This is a genomic window from Microcoleus sp. D2_18a_D3, from assembly GCF_036702455.1.
In the GTDB taxonomy this organism is placed as follows: Bacteria; Cyanobacteriota; Cyanobacteriia; order Cyanobacteriales; family Microcoleaceae; genus Microcoleus.
Window position 1 is genome coordinate 38,483 of sequence record NZ_JAUBTK010000001.1, and the last position, 16,196, is coordinate 54,678.

21 protein-coding genes and 1 pseudogene are annotated in these 16,196 nt (G+C 45.0%); 12 read left to right on the top strand and 10 right to left on the bottom strand.

Annotated elements, in window-relative coordinates; translation table 11 throughout:
• Positions 1-33 precede the first annotated feature (33 nt).
• Both QUB06_RS00225 and QUB06_RS00230 read left to right on the top strand, forming a co-directional pair.
• Positions 34-306 (top strand): helix-turn-helix transcriptional regulator, encoded by a 273-nt coding sequence (locus QUB06_RS00225; protein ID WP_333433715.1) that lies wholly within the window; start codon positions 34-36, stop codon positions 304-306.
• A gap of 5 nt (positions 307-311) precedes the next feature.
• Positions 312-920 (top strand): Uma2 family endonuclease, encoded by a 609-nt coding sequence (locus QUB06_RS00230; RefSeq protein ID WP_333433716.1) that lies wholly within the window; start codon positions 312-314, stop codon positions 918-920.
• A 7-nt stretch (positions 921-927) separates the two neighbouring features.
• Here QUB06_RS00230 and QUB06_RS34635 read toward each other — a convergent pair.
• A pseudogene (locus tag QUB06_RS34635) lies at positions 928-1,032 on the bottom strand (Rpn family recombination-promoting nuclease/putative transposase); the annotation flags it as partial.
• 298 nt (positions 1,033-1,330) lie between these two features.
• On the opposite strand from QUB06_RS34635, the gene QUB06_RS00240 reads away from it, so the two are divergent.
• Positions 1,331-1,507 carry a hypothetical protein gene (locus QUB06_RS00240; protein ID WP_333433718.1) on the top strand — a complete coding sequence of 59 codons (177 nt, stop codon included), beginning with the start codon at positions 1,331-1,333 and terminating at the stop codon, positions 1,505-1,507.
• Between the two features lie 56 nt (positions 1,508-1,563).
• Here the strand turns inward: QUB06_RS00240 and QUB06_RS00245 are convergent, their stop codons facing one another.
• Both QUB06_RS00245 and QUB06_RS00250 read right to left on the bottom strand, forming a co-directional pair.
• Positions 1,564-1,833, bottom strand: a complete 270-nt coding sequence (locus tag QUB06_RS00245; protein ID WP_333317336.1) for a ParE family toxin-like protein — start codon at positions 1,831-1,833, stop codon at positions 1,564-1,566.
• Complete coding sequence (locus tag QUB06_RS00250; protein ID WP_333433719.1) at positions 1,830-2,060, bottom strand: hypothetical protein; 231 nt, start codon at positions 2,058-2,060, stop codon at positions 1,830-1,832. The genes QUB06_RS00245 and QUB06_RS00250 overlap by 4 nt, the downstream gene beginning before the upstream one ends.
• A 183-nt stretch (positions 2,061-2,243) precedes the next feature.
• Between QUB06_RS00250 and QUB06_RS00255 the strand changes: the two genes are divergently transcribed.
• Together QUB06_RS00255 and QUB06_RS00260 are read left to right on the top strand one after the other, a co-directional pair.
• The gene (locus QUB06_RS00255) at positions 2,244-2,492 is read left to right on the top strand and encodes a hypothetical protein (RefSeq protein WP_333433720.1); all 249 of its coding nucleotides are present in this window, start codon (positions 2,244-2,246) and stop codon (positions 2,490-2,492) included.
• Positions 2,489-2,797 (top strand): type II toxin-antitoxin system VapC family toxin, encoded by a 309-nt coding sequence (locus QUB06_RS00260; protein WP_333433721.1) that lies wholly within the window; start codon positions 2,489-2,491, stop codon positions 2,795-2,797. The genes QUB06_RS00255 and QUB06_RS00260 overlap by 4 nt, the downstream gene beginning before the upstream one ends.
• A 146-nt stretch (positions 2,798-2,943) precedes the next feature.
• Here the strand turns inward: QUB06_RS00260 and QUB06_RS00265 are convergent, their stop codons facing one another.
• On the bottom strand, positions 2,944-3,348 hold the full coding sequence (locus tag QUB06_RS00265) for a hypothetical protein (protein WP_333433722.1): 405 nt from the start codon (positions 3,346-3,348) through the stop codon (positions 2,944-2,946).
• A 37-nt stretch (positions 3,349-3,385) separates the two neighbouring features.
• Complete coding sequence (locus QUB06_RS00270; protein ID WP_333433723.1) at positions 3,386-4,261, bottom strand: hypothetical protein; 876 nt, start codon at positions 4,259-4,261, stop codon at positions 3,386-3,388.
• Positions 4,262-4,442: 181 nt separating this feature from the next.
• Here QUB06_RS00270 and QUB06_RS00275 point away from each other — a divergent pair, with 181 nt between their 5' ends.
• The 4 genes from QUB06_RS00275 to QUB06_RS00290 are packed head-to-tail and all read left to right on the top strand — an operon-like array spanning position 4,443 to position 5,503.
• Positions 4,443-4,961 carry a hypothetical protein gene (locus QUB06_RS00275; protein WP_333433724.1) on the top strand — a complete coding sequence of 173 codons (519 nt, stop codon included), beginning with the start codon at positions 4,443-4,445 and terminating at the stop codon, positions 4,959-4,961.
• Between the two features lie 53 nt (positions 4,962-5,014).
• The gene (locus tag QUB06_RS00280; RefSeq protein ID WP_445251353.1) at positions 5,015-5,170 is read left to right on the top strand and encodes a type II toxin-antitoxin system HicB family antitoxin; all 156 of its coding nucleotides are present in this window, start codon (positions 5,015-5,017) and stop codon (positions 5,168-5,170) included.
• A 45-nt stretch (positions 5,171-5,215) separates the two neighbouring features.
• A complete protein-coding gene (locus tag QUB06_RS00285; RefSeq protein ID WP_333433725.1) occupies positions 5,216-5,323 on the top strand; it encodes a type II toxin-antitoxin system HicA family toxin in 108 nt (35 codons plus the stop codon).
• Between the two features lie 12 nt (positions 5,324-5,335).
• Positions 5,336-5,503, top strand: coding sequence for a type II toxin-antitoxin system HicA family toxin (locus QUB06_RS00290; RefSeq protein WP_333433726.1), 168 nt, complete (start codon positions 5,336-5,338; stop codon positions 5,501-5,503).
• Between the two features lie 44 nt (positions 5,504-5,547).
• On the opposite strand, the gene QUB06_RS00295 is transcribed toward QUB06_RS00290, so the two are convergent.
• The 3 genes from QUB06_RS00295 to QUB06_RS00305 all read right to left on the bottom strand — a co-directional run bounded on the left by QUB06_RS00295 (position 5,548) and on the right by QUB06_RS00305 (position 7,259).
• Positions 5,548-5,769: a hypothetical protein gene (locus tag QUB06_RS00295; protein ID WP_333433727.1), complete on the bottom strand. Its 222-nt coding sequence runs from the start codon at positions 5,767-5,769 to the stop codon at positions 5,548-5,550.
• Positions 5,770-5,881: 112 nt separating this feature from the next.
• Positions 5,882-6,733, bottom strand: coding sequence for a DUF6920 family protein (locus QUB06_RS00300; protein WP_333433728.1), 852 nt, complete (start codon positions 6,731-6,733; stop codon positions 5,882-5,884).
• Positions 6,734-6,884: 151 nt separating this feature from the next.
• Entirely contained in the window at positions 6,885-7,259 is a 375-nt protein-coding gene (locus QUB06_RS00305; RefSeq protein WP_333433729.1) for a DUF1257 domain-containing protein, read from the bottom strand.
• Positions 7,260-7,521: 262 nt separating this feature from the next.
• Here QUB06_RS00305 and QUB06_RS00310 point away from each other — a divergent pair, with 262 nt between their 5' ends.
• The 3 genes from QUB06_RS00310 (at position 7,522) to QUB06_RS00320 (ending at position 13,317) form a co-directional block, all read left to right on the top strand.
• A complete protein-coding gene (locus tag QUB06_RS00310) occupies positions 7,522-8,712 on the top strand; it encodes a WD40 repeat domain-containing protein (RefSeq protein ID WP_333433730.1) in 1,191 nt (396 codons plus the stop codon).
• A gap of 532 nt (positions 8,713-9,244) precedes the next feature.
• Complete coding sequence (locus tag QUB06_RS00315; protein WP_333433731.1) at positions 9,245-11,617, top strand: PAS domain S-box protein; 2,373 nt, start codon at positions 9,245-9,247, stop codon at positions 11,615-11,617.
• Complete coding sequence (locus QUB06_RS00320) at positions 11,617-13,317, top strand: EAL domain-containing protein (protein WP_333433732.1); 1,701 nt, start codon at positions 11,617-11,619, stop codon at positions 13,315-13,317. Before QUB06_RS00315 ends, QUB06_RS00320 begins: the two co-directional genes overlap by 1 nt.
• A 110-nt stretch (positions 13,318-13,427) precedes the next feature.
• Here the strand turns inward: QUB06_RS00320 and QUB06_RS00325 are convergent, their stop codons facing one another.
• Both QUB06_RS00325 and QUB06_RS00330 read right to left on the bottom strand, forming a co-directional pair.
• Complete coding sequence (locus tag QUB06_RS00325) at positions 13,428-14,753, bottom strand: J domain-containing protein (RefSeq protein WP_333433733.1); 1,326 nt, start codon at positions 14,751-14,753, stop codon at positions 13,428-13,430.
• Between the two features lie 61 nt (positions 14,754-14,814).
• Complete coding sequence (locus tag QUB06_RS00330) at positions 14,815-16,080, bottom strand: transposase (protein WP_333433734.1); 1,266 nt, start codon at positions 16,078-16,080, stop codon at positions 14,815-14,817.
• Positions 16,081-16,196: the final 116 nt, after the last annotated feature.

Here is a 16,196-nt window from a genome sequence, read left to right on the forward strand (position 1 = left end):
ACAGTTGGGGCTTCCCTTGGCATCATGAGGTGCATGGGAAAAACTGGTCGAGTTTTGAGAGAAGTGCTGGACACCTATGGCATTAGCCAAAACAAATTGGCGATCGCAATGGGCGTGCGTCGTTCCGTTGTCTATCGTTGGTTTAATGAGTTGATAGATCCAACGGTCAACACGCTTGTGAAGATGGTTGTGGCATTAAAGTTGCTCGATATAGATGCAGCGCGGGAGTTTGTGCAGCGCTATTTGGGTGAGATTTTGGAAGATGAGGGTGAGGGTGAGGTCGATCGATCTACAAACACAGAATAGAGTTAATGATAAAATTATGGCAGAGTGGCAATGACACCGAATTCAAAGCGATGACAGCAGCACTTCCCATTTCTCTCACTCTCGAAGCTTTCCTCAAACTACCAGAAACTCAACCTGCGAGTGAATTTATTAACGGACGCATTCACCAAAAGATCATGCCTCAAGGCAAACATTCTCGTTTGCAACTCAAGTTTTGCAACGCTGTTAATCTAGTTGCGGAAACAGAACGAATTGCTCTTGCTTTTCCCGAATTGCGCTGTACTTTTGGCGGGCGTTCTATTGTACCTGATGCTACAGTATTTGCTTGGGATAGAATCACTTTTGAAGCGGATGGCGAAGTTCCGAATTCCTTTGAAATTCATCCCGACTGGAAAGTAGAAATTTTCTCCCCAGACCAGAAAGCAACTAAGGTGATTAGTAATATTTTACACTGTTTGAAATACGGGACTCAGCTCGGATGGTTAATCGATCCAGAGGAACGGTTTATTTTAGCATTTATTCCCGGACGAGAACCAGTTGAGTTAACGGGACAAGATCGGTTGCCCGTGCCAAGTTTTTTAACATTAGATTTGACAGTGGAGCAGGTTTTTGGGTGGCTGAAAGCAGGTGGATAACTTGGCTCTAATTTCGAGCAGATCGCAAATTCCGCACATCCTCAATAGTGAGTCCGGTTGTTTGACTGATAGTTGCATCATCCAGGCGATCGAGCAATTGCCGCGCGATCGCATCTTAGTTGCGATCGCGTGGCCGTATTATATTCCTGACGTTGAAACGATTTGGTAGTTGCGGGCGATCGCACTTGGGTTTTCTGGTTAGGGCGATCGCTAAAAACCTACACCGCCTAAAACTTGCTATAATCAGGAATCTTAGAAACTTAACACTAAAGGCTGAGGTTAAAGTCGTGACAATAACTTCACAAGAAACGGATGTATAAATTAAACAATTCCCGATTCTTCTAGGACAGGGAGGGGAAATTACCATTCCCCAGTTATTACAAGATTCTCTCAATGTTAATCAGGGAGATATGCTGGTGCTACTCCAAATAGGTAATCTAATTGTACTTGCTCCCAAACAACCTCAAGCTCCCCAACTAATCGATCGGATGGCAACGATTATGGAAAATGAAAATGTAGGTTTGACTGATTTATTGTCGGGTTTAGAAGCGGAGCGAGAGGCGATTGGGCAGGATAAACAGTCTTGATGCGTAGGATATTTGCAGACGAAGAGCGTATTAATTGTTGGATGTCGATTGCGAACCTACAACCGTTGAAGCAACTCGTCATACTCTGTATGTGCGCCAATCCAAAACCAATAGATGCGATCGTTTTCTAGTAAGCCAAGAGCTCGGTAATTTAGTCCTATGCGAACTGAATAAATAAGTTGACGCTGACTGACTCGTTTAAATTGAAGACTGTTGTGGTAAGGATCTGAACTCCAAAGCGCGTATGCTTTGGCAGCTTGCTCTTGAACAGATGCAGGAAGCTGGTCAAGTTTCTTGCGAAATGCGTTAGTAACACTTGATTTCATGACTCTGATGGAAAAATGTCAGCCAAAGGTGTAATCTCGCCAGCAGCGATTTCCTGACGTACTATCTCAGCTAGACTATCCCACTGAGCGTCTGTTGTCGCTTCAAATTGATCCTTCCACACCTGTTCATCACTGATATCCTCTTCCGCCATTAGAATGCGGATTAACTCTCGTTTCTCGATCGCAGACAGTTGTCTAATTGTAGGGAGTAATTCTGTTAGTGTCATCAGTTGTTTTCCTACGATGCGTCTATGTTAACGGTAGCAGTTTAGCGTAGTAATTGCAACTTCCAGGGGAGCTTGGCAAAAATAGGCGCGATCGCACTTAGTTTTGTTTCTAAGGGCGATCACCCAAAACGATCGCATCTCGATACAATGGGTAAAGAAGTCTAGCAGGGAGAATGCCAGATTATGACTGTCCGCGAAGAACTAATCCGCGAGATTGAGCAAACATCAGATGATGTACTTGAGGTGCTATTGAGTTTTTTGCGTCAGAGGCGCTTGTCGAACTCGGAGGCTTTTTTGGCGATCGATTTAGCTGAGATTTCGAGTGCTGGATTGACAGCGCAAAAGCATTATCCTCTGCGCGGGATGCCGTTGGTAATTGCCGAGGATTTTGATGAGCCGATGTCAGATTTATGGGATGCGCTGGGTACATGATTTTACTGGATACCCATATTTGGCTTTGGCTGCTGCACGATCCAAGTAATTTGTCTGTGGGGGCAAATCGTGCGATCGAGGCTGAGGAAAACCAAAGCGGTTTACTGGTTTCTGCAATTTCAGTTTGGGAAATTGCTGTGAAATCGAGTTTGGGTAAGCTGACTTTGCCTTTGCCGATCGAACAGTGGTACGCGCAAGCGAGAACTCATTCAGGTACAGTTATCGAGCCCCTGAATCCGTTGGATGCAATTGGCAGTACACAACTTCCAGGGGAGTTTCACAAAGATCCAGCCGATCGCAACTAAGATGCGATCGCGCGGCGGTATGATATTCCATTGGTTACTTGCGATGAGAAGATTCTGAGCTATCCTCACGTTGAAACGATTTGGTAGTTGCGGGCGATCGCACTTGGGTTTTCTGGTTAGGGCGATCGCTCTTCGCACACCACAATCTATTCTGGTTTTATCCAACCTTTAACGATCGCTTTCCCGACATTGACATAGGGATTGTCTAAAAACTCTTCGATCGCAGCTTCACCCCCAGCCTGCAACGCACCCACCACGCGACGCTTGAAACTACGGGTAGTTTCATCATTAACGTACTCAATCTTTTCAGCCTCAGTAGCCGTGGGATTCATTTTTTCTAAGTGTTCGAGCAGTTGTTTAATTTCTGCTGCTGCTTCTAAAAGAATTTCCTTTTCCTCATATAAATAATAAATGCCTTGGTTCGTCTGTTGCCGGGTAAATTGATTATTAGCCGCGCTTCCAATGTTCACAGCGCCGTAAACGCTTGCACTGTTACCAGCACTGTAAACAGTTCCACCGCTGATCTTAATTGATTTATCATTTTGAGACATGGTTTAAACGACTCCTTAATCACAAAGAAATAAATTATTAAGTGTAAAATCTATCAAGGTCGTTTCTAGATAAGAACCGATTTGGCTTTTCGTTTTCGTTCAATGGTATCCAAATCGATCGGCTGAGATTTGTAGCCACACTGTCTCTAAAATTTAGACAATTTTCATCTTTTATTGTAAAAGAAGTTGTGTATTTTAAGCTATGTTTTTGTGTGTTTTTTGTCCATCCATAAATTCTCAATTCGTAATTGCCAGGTTTTACCTCAAATTGCCTACCTCCTAGTTCAGTAATCCAATCAAATCGAATTACTTTATTCACGGAAGAAAGCCCTTTTACAGCAATCGGTTGAGCTAAATTATCTGGTTCAAATCCATCAGTACCAATTTTCACAAAAGTAGTCCATGCCATGTCATAAAAATCATCATCATTTTCCTTGGCAACAGCTAAGCGAATACGTTGAATTGTTCCGCCTTGTGGACTCCAATTATAGAAAGTGATAGGTAGGTTGAATCCTACTCCTGCCATAGTCACATTACTGGTTGTAACATGAGTTTTTGGAACGGGAAAAAGTATGATATTTCTGCCAAAACATAACTTAATATTTGCTAGTCTAAGACTAGAGGTATAACCAACAACCGAAGATATAGCCAAGCTAAGTATAGAAACTATTATTGCAATCCAATCAGTTTCTTTTTTAGCCTGTTGTACCGTGCTGGTCTCATTGAGTGTTAACATTTTCTCTAAGGGAGTAGGCGATAACGTGAGTGATTGCTGTGTTATAAAAGCACCATAACTTGGTTTAACATTTTCGGGAATAAGTGTGTGATTAGATGGTTGAGCAAAAACTTTCGCAGCAATAGTTAATAATAATGTAATAGTGCATATTGCTAATAATATTTTGTTTTTACTCATAGTGAAATGTTTATTATCACAGTATAATATCACTTTAAATCAATCATTAAAAATTAAAAAGCGGAAAAAGACGGAATAATACGGAACTTTTGTAAAGATTCTGTAAAGTTTGAAGATCGGAAAAATACGGAATAATACGGATAAAGTCGGCTAGAATAACTAATGTCCTCCCACATCCCGGATGATGCGCCTCCAAGAAATACTTCAATTTATAGATGACGCTGTCTACGCCAAGACACGCAAACGTTTAAATGACTTGCAGCGCGGAATTATCGAAGGAACGCTGAAGCGTCAAAAGTATGATGACATTGCAGAAAATTGTGGTTGTTCAGCGGGTCATGCTAAGGATGTCGGTTACGAGCTTTTGCAAATGTTATCTGATATCTTTGATGAAGAAGTAGATAAAAAAAATCTTAAATCCGTCGTAGAACGGCAAAGTAATTTAAATATTTCTTTGGGCGCTCGAAGCTTTAATAGTAATAATAATATAATCGGCTGTGTAAACATGGGTTCCGAAGAACCCACTCCTAGCGCAGATCAAAGTCAGCCGAAAAATCCCGACTTGCAGCAGAAAAGCAAAAATCAAACTAAGATTGAAACAATAGATAAATTACGGCACTTTGGTTTGAGCGACGAGCAAATTGCAGAAGCGCTAGATATACCTTTAGAGCAGGTTAAACAGGTGGACTTGGAGGAGTAAAGTCTGCTACAGTAATGAAGAGGTAAGTTTTGAGAATAAATTAGGAGAATCAATTGAAAATCCAAGTTATCATTCACGAAGCAGAAGAAGGCGGATACTGGGCAGAAGTTCCTGCGATTCCGGGCTGTGCAACAGAGGGAGAAACCTTCGAGGAACTGCTGCAAAACCTCTATGAAGCAATCGAAGGTTGCCAAGCGTGTAGATATTGAATCCATCGAGACAAATGAGCGAGACAAAATTATGGAGATTGCGATATGAACTCCATGTCTGGCAAAGAGCTAGCCAAGCTGCTAGAACGTAATGACTGGATATTATTAAGAGTTCAAGGCAGTCACCACATCTACGGGAAAGCGGGAAGCTAAATCCGAATCTCTGTGCCAATTCACGGTAATAAATCTTTAAAAGTTCGATTACTCAGACACTTGTTAAAACAGGCGGGTTTATTGGAAAATATCCATCAAAATACCAGCACAGTTGAAGAGTCAAATAGTGACAATAAGGCGGCGAATGAATCTGATTTGGTCGATGAAGAAGAAGAATAAAATTGCCTCCATCTTGCGATGAAATTAATAACCCAGCCTACAAGCTATTTTGGGAAACGATCGCAAATCCCTGCAATAAACGTTTCGCCGTCAATCGGTGGAGTATGTTCGGACATGGCAACAGCAGCATCTATCTTAACTCGTACACCATCGATCCACTGGCGATCGGCGAGAGCTGCTTGGAACTCATCAAGCCATTCGAGAAACTCTGCGAGTTCATTTTCGGGAAGTTCCCTTACTGCTGTCTTGAGTTCTGAAATGTTCATGGGTAATTAACTTTTTTTGCTAATAGCCGTTTACCTGTGTACTCTAATTATCAGATTGTTCCCATGAAATAGGGGAGAAAATCTCAGACTCACCCTACAACACAAACTAGAATCATCGTGCAAACTCATAGGCAATATTCGTGATGCGGCCGCGCCAGTAGGGCAATAGCGAGCCATCAGGCAGTTGCCACGCCACCTCACCGGAGAGCGGAATCCGCATACCGTCTCGTAATTCGTAGTCCCAGAAACGGCCAATCCAGGGCGCAAACACCAGTCCCCCCTTAACTGTACGGGCGCGGGCCTCGGCGCGGATACTGGCGATTAGCCCTGCTTCATCAAAGCGGAAATCCAGGGAAACAGCGGTGTCGCCATCCTGTAGCGTTGCTCTGGCCCAAGAATTGTCGATCGCCTCCCAGCGAACACCCTGACTCGGCAGCAGTCTCGTCGGATACCAAGCAGCCTCCGCGAAAAAGCGCATCAGTTCCCCTTGTGCAGCTTCTGGAGTGCTGCTGATATCCGCCAGAGTCACCAGGCCCAGCAGCGCCGCATGGAGGATGCCTTCGCCAGAAATGTAGGCATCATGAACAAACGCATTGATACCGGGGATCATGGCAATTCGCCCGTCCCAATCAAAGCCAGGGCGTTGAGTAATTACCAGTTGAGTTGAGTTGAAAGCACTCCATTTTTCTGCGGTTTCGCTCATGTTAAACGTGCCTTCGTGGGAAACCCGCGCTGTTGCAATTAGCGGTTGTCCATCCTTCAGCACCGCACGAAAGTAGCGCTGCACTGGCTGGGGTAAATCGGCGATTTCCCGCGCATCAAATGTCAGAGGTTTAATCGGCGATCGCGCCGCTTCCAGATTGGCTCGCAGTTCCTTGGTACCGAGATGCCAGCGGTATGCTCCAAGGGCGATCGCGCCAACAATGACAACTACAAGCGCCAGGATAATTAGTACGATCGCCACATGATTACTCCTGTTGATATGTCAATAAGCTGTCGCCCATTTAATTTTTAAGCTACTGTTTACTTAAACTTTTCTGGCGCGGGCTTCCACAGCCCGCGATCCATCTTCAATTTAAATGCCAAATAGCTTACAAGTTAATCAAATGCGAGTCTTAAACCCATCGACCAACTACAACTCTCACCGTTCCATCTGCCAAAGTTTCCTCTTCTTCAACATTAAAACCCTCTGACTGCACCGCCGCCATCAAACTTTTGCGCGCGTATTTCTGACTAATTGAATTGACAAAATCCTGCTGCTTAATTCGAGCGCCCCAAAAATCCGCCACCAATTCGTAATCCTCTCCGCTGCGACGAAAACCCAAATCGTAACCATTGGATTGCCGAATCACGTACTCGGCATTAGTTTTGTCGCCCCGATAACCCCGCACCTGCACATTGCACTCTACTTGATAACCCAACTCTTCCAACACTTGATGTAGCAGTTCGCCGTTCTTGATCTGAACCTTGATCGTTGTGAAGTGTGACATATCACTTTCGGATTTTTCTGTGAAACGCTAATTTGATTATAATACTATAAACTGCAACAGTCAATAAGTTAGAAGTTGCGCTCTTAAACGAACGAGGTTTGAGCGTCACCGAAAGCAGCCAGGGTACAAGCCCCCGGATTCATATCTTCAGAAAAAAACAACAGAGTATCCGATAACAATTCCCCCGATTGATCCGTGAGTTCGCTTTTCTCAATCCTCCAATTATTCAATCTAAAATCTAAAATCTAAAACCTAAAATCGTATGATGCCCGACAATTCTAACCAACCCAGAGAATATGATGCCGTCCTCGGCGGCCAAAGTCAAATCCCGATCGCCGGCGCTGTTTTGGGAGGCATCGCCGGAGTCAAGCAGCGCTTCAACAGTCCTAGTATCGAGGCTCGGATTGCCGCTGTTAAAGACGCTCCTAAATACGGAGGCGCTGGTTTAAATTTAGCAATTGAGGCGCTGCTTGACCCCGCACCAGAAGTGCAGCGAGTTGCTTATTTAATTTTGCGATCGAGGACAGAACCTCTAGTCCGCCAAGCTTTAAAAGACTTCGTGCCTTACAAGCTTTTTGACTGCATCCGCACGGTCAAAACTGGGACAAATGTTGCGATTAGTCCCGGAGGTGATCGCACGGCGAGTTTGCACGGCAAAATAATTAGAATTTGCGATGTAGAGACAGGAGAAATACTCTATACTGTTGAGAAGTATCCCCGCGCTCAAGAAACCTTTGTCCTTTGCCAAGAAAGCGAAGTTTTTGTGAGGAGCAGAAATACTCCAAAACACCGTGCGATCGAAATTTGGCAGGAAGGAGAATTGCGGCATACTTCCCTCGGACATGAAGCGGAAATTAGCGCAATTGTCGTCAGTCCCGACAGTCAAGTTATCGCCAGCGGTTCGGCAGATACTACTATCAAAATTTGGAATTTAGAGACGGGAAAGTTAATCTGTACTTTTGGCAGTCTTTTAACTTGGGGAGCTCATAAAGCAGGAATTGTTAGTCTTGCTTTCAGCCCGCTCGCACAAACTCTCGCTAGCAGCAGTTCTGACGGTACAATTAAACTGTGGAACCTCCGCAGCCGAGAATGCTCCCAAACAATTAAGGGTTATGCTAATTGTCTGGCTTTGGGTCCAGACGGGCAGACTTTGGCTACTGGCGGCTGGGACAGAAATATTCAACTGCGGCAGCTATCGAATCCAGATAGTTCAATCACTTTGGCAGGGCATTTTAACTCGATAAATGCGATCGCCTTTAGTCCCGACGGACGCACTGTTGTCAGTGCTAGTGCGGATGGTAATATCAAATTTTGGAATGCCAGTACGGGCGAAAATTTTTACACTCTCAGCGGACATCAAAACTCTGTTACTTGTCTTACTTTTAGCAGCGATGGTGAAACTATTATCAGCGGCAGCTTAGACAAAACTGTCAAAATTTGGGGAGTTAATTGAAGAAAGTTCGGCAACGGATTATGTAACGGATGTAACGGATGGAAGAAATAGGGCATAGGGCATAGGGCATAGGGCATAGGGCATAGGGCATAGGGCATAGGGCAGAAGGCAGAAAGAAGAGGGAATCGACCTCATGATTTTCACAAATTAAGTACCTCCTAACCATTCAGGCGCTGCCTATATTTCTATTTTCCCGATTCCCTCTTCCTCGGTGCGTGAATCTACGCAAACAAATATAATAAATTTACAATCCCAGTTCTTGTGCAAGCCGAGGATTGCGGAACTTCTTTTTGCACTACTACAAATAGTTACCGTAAAAATACCGACTGGCAGGCATTATTCAGCTTATTATCAATTTGTGAACTGTCGCCGGAAAGCCTGAGCGAGCCGCAATTTCTGAATCCTTTAAAGTAGCTTTAATATATCGCATCTTGGTCGGAGGAGTATTCCTGCTAATTGTAATATTTGACTTAAAAAGTTTATGCTTAAAAGATAGGCTGAGGTTAAATATACAGTGCGCCCTAGAGCAACCATGTCACACTGCAACCAATCCATCTGTCGTTCCCGCAATCTCGCAGAAATGTGCGCTACTGCTGCCAGTTGGCAGCAAAAAGCCGATCGACTAAGGGTAGAATTAAACACCACCCAGGATCTGCTTCACGCAGAAATCGATCGGCTCAAACAAGCCAACGAAACCCTTCAGGCCGCCGTCAGTTGTGCCCCCGTTTTCCTGTGGGCAACAGACAGAGACGGCAAGTTAACCCTTGCCACAGGGAAAGGATTAGAAAATTTGGGACTCAAACCCGGTGCAACTGTCGGGCTGTCGATTTGTGAAGTTTACAGCAGCCAGCCAGATATCTTAGAAAATATTGCTGAGGTACTAGCAGGAAACGATCGCACTTGGAACGTCCGAGAGAGGCATTTTATTCACGAAATTCGATCGACAGCGCTGCGAGATGGAAACGGCGAAGTTGTCGGGGCAGTCGGTGTTTCTACTGAAATTACCGAGCGCGAGCAGTCCATTGCCACTCTGGAAACGGCAAATCAAGAATTAGAAGACAGACTGCAGCAGCAAACGGCAGTCTTCAATGCAGCACTTGCCGAAAGCGAAAAAAAGTACCGCAACCTCATAGAAACCTCCCAAGAATTGATTTGGTCGATCGATATTGAAGGCCTCTTGACTTTTGTCAATTCCGCCGCCAAACGCATCTATGGTTACGAACCGCCAGAAATGATCGGACGCCGCTTCACCGATTTTTTAGTTCCCGATCAAGAAAATAGACCAAGAGAAATATTTGCCCAACTTTTAGCGAGAACCAAACTTCAGCCACAAAGCGCTAATTCTCCTTACGAAACAGTACACATTCGTAAAGACGGTACTCCCGTCCACCTGCGCGTCAACAGCATCGTCAACCAAGCTGAAAACGGCGCTATTTTAGGCTTGTGCGGAACGGCGACAGATATTAGCGATCACAAGCGATCGCAAGAAGCACTCCAAGAAGCTACAGACCAACTTCGCGCCGTCTTGGATGCCGTACCCGGACTGATTTCTTGGATCAATTCAGATTTGCGGTATATTGGAGTCAACCAGCACTTAGCAACCTCATTCAACCTGTCTCCTGAAAGCTTTGTCGGTCAAGAAATCAACTTTCTCGACAAAGGCTCGACTTTCGGAGAACTGATCCGAATTTTTTTTAACAGTTCATCTCAGCAAACCTGCCAAGAAATAGAAATAGAAATTAACGGTTTCGTCCGCAACTATTTGATAGTAGCTCAGAAATATCATCAGGGAACCGCAGCAGTTTCTGTAGGAATAGATATTACCGACCGCAAGCGTGCAGAAGCTCTCAAAAACCAATTGATCTGCTCGCTGCAAGAATCAGAACACAAATTTCGTAGCCTTTATGAAGCCACCAGCGACGCAGTAATGTTGCTTGACGAAAAGGAATTTTTTGACTGCAACCCCGCTACCTTAAAAATATTTGGCTGTAGCAACACCAAAGAATTTTACGGCAAGAAACTGAGCGACTTTTCCCCACAATTTCAGCCTAGCGGACAAGACTCATCCAGTCTAGCAATACAGAGAATATCGACAGCAATGCAAACAGGTAGCTGTCGCTTTGACTGGGTACAAAAACGACTCGACGGTTCAGAATTTCCCGCTGAAGTGCTGTTAAATGCAATGGAAATTAACGGACGAAAAGTAATTCAAGGAGTAGTGCGGGATATTACAGATCGCAAGCGCGACGAAGATGGCATCAAAGCATCCCTCGCAGAAAAAGAAGTTCTCCTCAAAGAAATTCACCACCGCGTCAAAAACAACCTCCAAGTTATTTCCAGTTTGCTCAAACTTCAGTCACGCTACATCCAAGACAGCCACGTTAGTGAAATGTTAAAAGAAAGTCAAAACCGAGTCAGATCAATGGCCCTGGTTCACGAACAATTGTATCAATCCAAAGACTTGTCAAACATTGACTTTGCTGAATACATCCAAAATCTCGCCCACAATTTATTCCAAGCTTATGAAAATCATGCAGAAGGCGTCAAGTTGCAAACAAATATTGCGCCGTGTTCTCTCAATATTGATACGGCAGTTCCTTGCGGGTTAATTATCAACGAGCTTGTGACCAATGCCCTCAAATATGCCTTTAAAGGACAAGTTAAAGGTAAAATTAACATAGATTTCACTTTAGATAATAACAGAGTTTGCGTGCTAACTGTGAGCGACAGCGGAATTGGTTTCCCTCAAGACTTAGATTATCGCAAAGCCCGAACGTTGGGCTTGCGACTTGTCGGGTCTTTAGTCAAGCAAATCCGGGGGGGAATAGAACTGTTAGAAACTGCTGGCACGACTTTTAGAATAACCTTTTCTCAACCCAACTTGCACTCTGAGGAGAAAAATTAGTGTCCCAGAAAAAAATTCTGATAGTTGAAGACGAGAGCATCATTGCGGAAGACATTTCCGACAGTTTGATATCTCTAGGATATAGAATAACTGGGATGGTGTATTCGGGAGAAGAAGCGATTGAATCGGCAGCCAATTTGCGCCCGGATTTAGTTTTAATGGATGTTAACCTGCAAGGAGAAATCGACGGTATTACAGCAGCCGACGAAATTCGCTTGCGCTTTCAAATTCCGGTAGTTTATCTGACAGCTTATGCCGATGAAACTACTTTGCGACGAGTCAATAGTACAAAACCATTCGGCTATATTGTCAAGCCATTTGAAGAAAAAAACTTGCACACAACTATTCAACTGGCACTCTACCGACATCAGTATGACAGCTTGACCAACCTGCCGAATCGTTCATTTTTGCGAGAAAAGTTAAGTCGAGTATTAGATGGTCAAAAAGAATTGTCAGGAGTCGTTCCAGTTGTCACGCTTAGCTTAGATAAAATCAACCGCATTAACAGTACCTGGGGACACGATATCGGCGACTCGGTGCTTTGCAGCATCGCCCAGCGGCTAACTAACTGCATTGAAAACATTAATATTGTTGCTCGTTTGGAAGCGGCAGAATTCGCGCTGATTCTCAAACCAGTTGCAGAAAAACAGGATGTGGCTAAGATTGCTCAAAACATTTTAGATATTGTATCCCAAGGTATGATTGTCAAAGGTTGCGAAGTCTATGTCACTGCTAGTATGGGGATCTGCTTGTATCCCAGGGACGGCATCGACGGAGATGAAATGCTGAAAAATGCTTATATAGCAATGTATCAATCTCAGCAAAAAGGCGGGAATAATTATCATTTTTATAATGCAAAAAATGATAATTTTTTTATCAATACACTTCTTCAAGAAAGTTCCTTGCGCCATGCTTTAAAAAGCTCAGAGTTTGAAATCTACTATCAGCCGCAAATAGAAATTAAAACAGGTAAAATTATTGGTGCTGAAGCTTTGGTGCGCTGGAATCATCCAGAACGGGGGCGAGTTTCTCCGGGGGAATTTATTCCAATGGCTGAAGAAATGGGCTTGATTGCACCGTTGGGTGAATGGGTATTAGAGACTGCTTGCAGGCAAACTAAAACATGGCAAAGAGCAGGTTTACCGCCTCTGCGAGTGGCAGTTAACGTGTCAGCCCGTCAATTCGAGCGCAAAAATTTCACCGAAAGAGTCAGGGAGATATTAACAGAAACCGCTATCGATCCCAAGTGTTTGGAATTAGAACTGACGGAAAGTCTTGTTTTGCAAGACGAAATTGCAGCAGCTAAAGCTTTTACGGTGTGGAAAGAGCAGGGGATTAGGATAGCAATTGATGATTTTGGAATGGGATATTCTTCTTTGAGTTATCCAAAACGCTTTCCGTTTGATGCGATTAAAATAGACCAGAGTTTTATTCGCAACATTGCAGACGATCGCCAAAATGCAGCGATCACAATAGCGATTATTCAAATGGCACACTGCATGAACATGACGGTGGTGGCTGAGGGGGTAGAAAATGAGCAAGAACTTGATTTTTTGTGCGAGTACGAATGCGACGAAATTCAAGGCCATCTTTTCAGCCCAGCTTTGCCAAGGGCTGAGTTTGAAGCGCTGCTGAAAAGCGATAAGTGCTGGAATTTACATGAATTCCGGTTGCAATCCTCCGAAATAGTTGACTGTTGACTGTTGACTGTTGACTGTTGACTGATGACTGATGACTGATGACTAATGACTAATGACTAATGACTAATGACTAATGACTAATGACTAATGACTGATGACTAATGACTCATTCAAAAGATACGATCGCCCAACCAACTTCCCAGCCACAGCCCAAAACCGGAAGTAGCCACCAACAGGATAAACGTATAAAGCGCGCTGCCGTTGTGGATCAACCTTTCTGCAGCTACCATCCGGGCCACAACTCCAGCAATAATGCCGATCGCAGCCCAAGCCCCATAAACACTCTTAGACCCGGCGATAGCCAAAGCTTGGACGAGATCCCCCGAACCCGCCCCAGCAAAAACCCCCGCCCACGCCCCAATCCCCAGCCCGATCGCACCTCGGAGCCCGACGGGGCCGCCAGAATTGACGCCTAGTTCCGTCGCCAGCCCGCACATCAAGCCGACAAGCGCCCAACACACGGCCGTCACCAACGCCTTAACCCAATTCCCAGAAACCGTTCCCGCCATCAATCCCACCACTGCCACCACTCCCCCTACAGCCAAAACAGCGGCCACAGCCCGATACTGGGCCTCGGAACTGGCGATCGCCCCCAAACCAGCCCCAACTGCTGCCCAAGCAGCCCCTGTGACCCTTCCTCCCGCCTGAAAACCAGCGATCGACCCCCCTACCGCCCCAGCTAAAACTAACGCCGCCAGCCACACTCTAGGCGTGGCCGAACCCTCCGCCAGCAAAATCGCGGCCCACAGCCAATCTGCACCGCAGATTAAAGCCCACATCCACAGCGGGGCCGCTGATTCCGTCAAAATCCAACCGGTCAAAGCGTAACTCGCCACAGCGATTGCCAGCGGCCACCAGGGGAAGCTTGAATAGTGTTGAGATGGCCGCACTTCCCTCGGCGGGATTCGTGGTTTTGAGTATTGAGTTGAAAATTCTGTTTTCCTTCTCGAAGTAAGCTTTCGATAGTTTTGAGATGGCCCTGCTTTCCTCGCAACGATTCGCCCTGGTTGCTTTGTGCCCCGCCACGCTGGGCTATTGTGAGTGGTAAATCGTTTCTTGCTTGAAGAGTTTTTTTGAGTTAGAAATTTTTTGGAGGCGGCTTTTGGGCGGGTTTGACGGCGCTGGGAACCAGGCTTGGCGGCTGATTTTGCAGAACGCCTTCTCAGCGGCTTTTCCGGCGCAGGCGGCGGTGGCTGGTGAAACTGTTGTTCGATCGACCTCGATGATTCAGGCTGACTCAGAAACGACAGCAACTGCTGGTAAGCTTCATTAATTTCTGTTAATCTTTGTTGAGCTTTTTGTTGCAGGCGATCGTTGTGGGCAAACCGATCGGGATGCCACACAAACGCTAAATCCCTGTAAGCGCGCTTAATTTCTTCTAGGGAACTTCCCGGCTCAATTTCGAGGATTTCGTAGCATCGATTAATGTCAGCCATAGGCTTCGGGCAGGTGTTGGTAAATTCGCGTGAAGCGAAGCTATCCCGTAGGGAATCGTACTTAACATCTTGTACTATTCTCAGCCAAGCTGCACATTGACACTCTCCGCCCTATAAGCGCGGAGATTCTTAACTCGTAGGGAGTCCAACGACCTTGCCCTCCGGGAAGCATCTTGACGGTATGTCCTACCGCTGCAAGTCCTCGTCGTAGAACTACTTGGGCTGCGGCAACATCTCTATCAGTTGTATACCCGCAGCTATTACATTTGTGGATACGTTCTGACAAATCTTTTTTACCTGTCTCAACTCCACAGTTAGGGCAAATTTGACTGGTTTTTCTAGAGTCAACTTCCAGGAAAAAGACTCCACGCTTAAAACAACACTGTTTCAGGATGTTGAAGAATTGTCCCCAAGCCGCATCTAGGCAGTGCTTGGCTAACATTCCCGCAGCTAGAGCTTTGCAATTTAAGTCTTCAACAAATATCATTCCTGCCTGATTGCAAAGCAAGTGAGCAGTACGCCAATGAAAGTTCTTGCGGGTGTTGCTTATATGTTCATGGAGTTTTGCCACTTTCGTTTGAGCTTTACGCCAATTATTTGACCCAAGTTTCTTTCTGTTGACTCTTTGTTGCAGCAATTTAAGCTTGCGTTGAAGGTCTACAAAAAACCTCGGTCTTGGTAGTGTTAGTCCAGATGATGTAGCGAGAAAACTGATTAATCCTACGTCGATTCCTACTGCTTCTCCTGATGGTGTTGCTTGAGGTACAGATACACCCCATTGCAAACTAAGCATCACGTACCAACCGCTAGCTCGTTTAACAATTCGAGCTTGTTTCACCAAGGCATCACCAGGTATCTCCCTTGATTGTCGGAACTTAACCCAACCTATTTTAGGTAGGTTAATCATGCCGTTTTTCAAAGGCGATTTCCCCAGTTGTGGAAAAACAAAAGATTTACAGCGACCAGGCTTCTTGTACCGAGGAAAGCCAAAGTTTCTCTCCCACATTGAAACAAAAGCTTGTTCTAACCGTTTAAGTGTTTGTTGTAGAACTTGCGATTGAACTACCCTCAAAGCGGGGATTTTTTCTTTTGCTGCTGTTAAACTTTTGCACTGAGAAGCATAAGTAGGACGCTTAGCATCAGCAGGAATAATGTACTCGGAATGTAGGGAACAAGCATTAACCAGGCAACTACGAGACTTATACCAAGCCTTCCGTTCAGCAAGTGCGTAGTTATACACCCGCCGACACTGTTCTAGCCAGTCTTCAAACAGTGAAACTTGGCTGACGGTAGGTTTGAGCTTAAACTCGTAGGTTAGAGAAAACACTTGTAGTACCTCCTGGTCTCAGTATTGTACCATACTGTTACAAAGGGACAACACGATTTATAAGAAAAAAGCCCCCCTAGAAGGGCAGGGCTTTAAACCCATTTTCTCGGTAAGCC

What these genes read in the sequence shown, in the direction of transcription:
- QUB06_RS00250 (WP_333433719.1), bottom strand. Translation starts at nt 2,060, where the DNA reads ATGACACTAACAGAATTACTCCCTACAATTAGACAACTGTCTGCGATC.
- QUB06_RS00230 (WP_333433716.1), top strand. Translation starts at nt 312, where the DNA reads ATGATAAAATTATGGCAGAGTGGCAATGACACCGAATTCAAAGCGATG.
- QUB06_RS00255 (WP_333433720.1), top strand. Translation starts at nt 2,244, where the DNA reads ATGACTGTCCGCGAAGAACTAATCCGCGAGATTGAGCAAACATCAGAT.
- QUB06_RS00270 (WP_333433723.1), bottom strand. Translation starts at nt 4,261, where the DNA reads ATGAGTAAAAACAAAATATTATTAGCAATATGCACTATTACATTATTA.
- QUB06_RS00310 (WP_333433730.1), top strand. Translation starts at nt 7,522, where the DNA reads ATGATGCCCGACAATTCTAACCAACCCAGAGAATATGATGCCGTCCTC.
- QUB06_RS00275 (WP_333433724.1), top strand. Translation starts at nt 4,443, where the DNA reads ATGATGCGCCTCCAAGAAATACTTCAATTTATAGATGACGCTGTCTAC.
- QUB06_RS00285 (WP_333433725.1), top strand. Translation starts at nt 5,216, where the DNA reads ATGAACTCCATGTCTGGCAAAGAGCTAGCCAAGCTGCTAGAACGTAAT.
- QUB06_RS00305 (WP_333433729.1), bottom strand. Translation starts at nt 7,259, where the DNA reads ATGTCACACTTCACAACGATCAAGGTTCAGATCAAGAACGGCGAACTG.
- QUB06_RS00295 (WP_333433727.1), bottom strand. Translation starts at nt 5,769, where the DNA reads ATGAACATTTCAGAACTCAAGACAGCAGTAAGGGAACTTCCCGAAAAT.
- QUB06_RS00315 (WP_333433731.1), top strand. Translation starts at nt 9,245, where the DNA reads ATGTCACACTGCAACCAATCCATCTGTCGTTCCCGCAATCTCGCAGAA.
- QUB06_RS00245 (WP_333317336.1), bottom strand. Translation starts at nt 1,833, where the DNA reads ATGAAATCAAGTGTTACTAACGCATTTCGCAAGAAACTTGACCAGCTT.
- QUB06_RS00260 (WP_333433721.1), top strand. Translation starts at nt 2,489, where the DNA reads ATGATTTTACTGGATACCCATATTTGGCTTTGGCTGCTGCACGATCCA.
- QUB06_RS00225 (WP_333433715.1), top strand. Translation starts at nt 34, where the DNA reads ATGGGAAAAACTGGTCGAGTTTTGAGAGAAGTGCTGGACACCTATGGC.
- QUB06_RS00325 (WP_333433733.1), bottom strand. Translation starts at nt 14,753, where the DNA reads ATGGCTGACATTAATCGATGCTACGAAATCCTCGAAATTGAGCCGGGA.
- QUB06_RS00240 (WP_333433718.1), top strand. Translation starts at nt 1,331, where the DNA reads ATGCTGGTGCTACTCCAAATAGGTAATCTAATTGTACTTGCTCCCAAA.
- QUB06_RS00265 (WP_333433722.1), bottom strand. Translation starts at nt 3,348, where the DNA reads ATGTCTCAAAATGATAAATCAATTAAGATCAGCGGTGGAACTGTTTAC.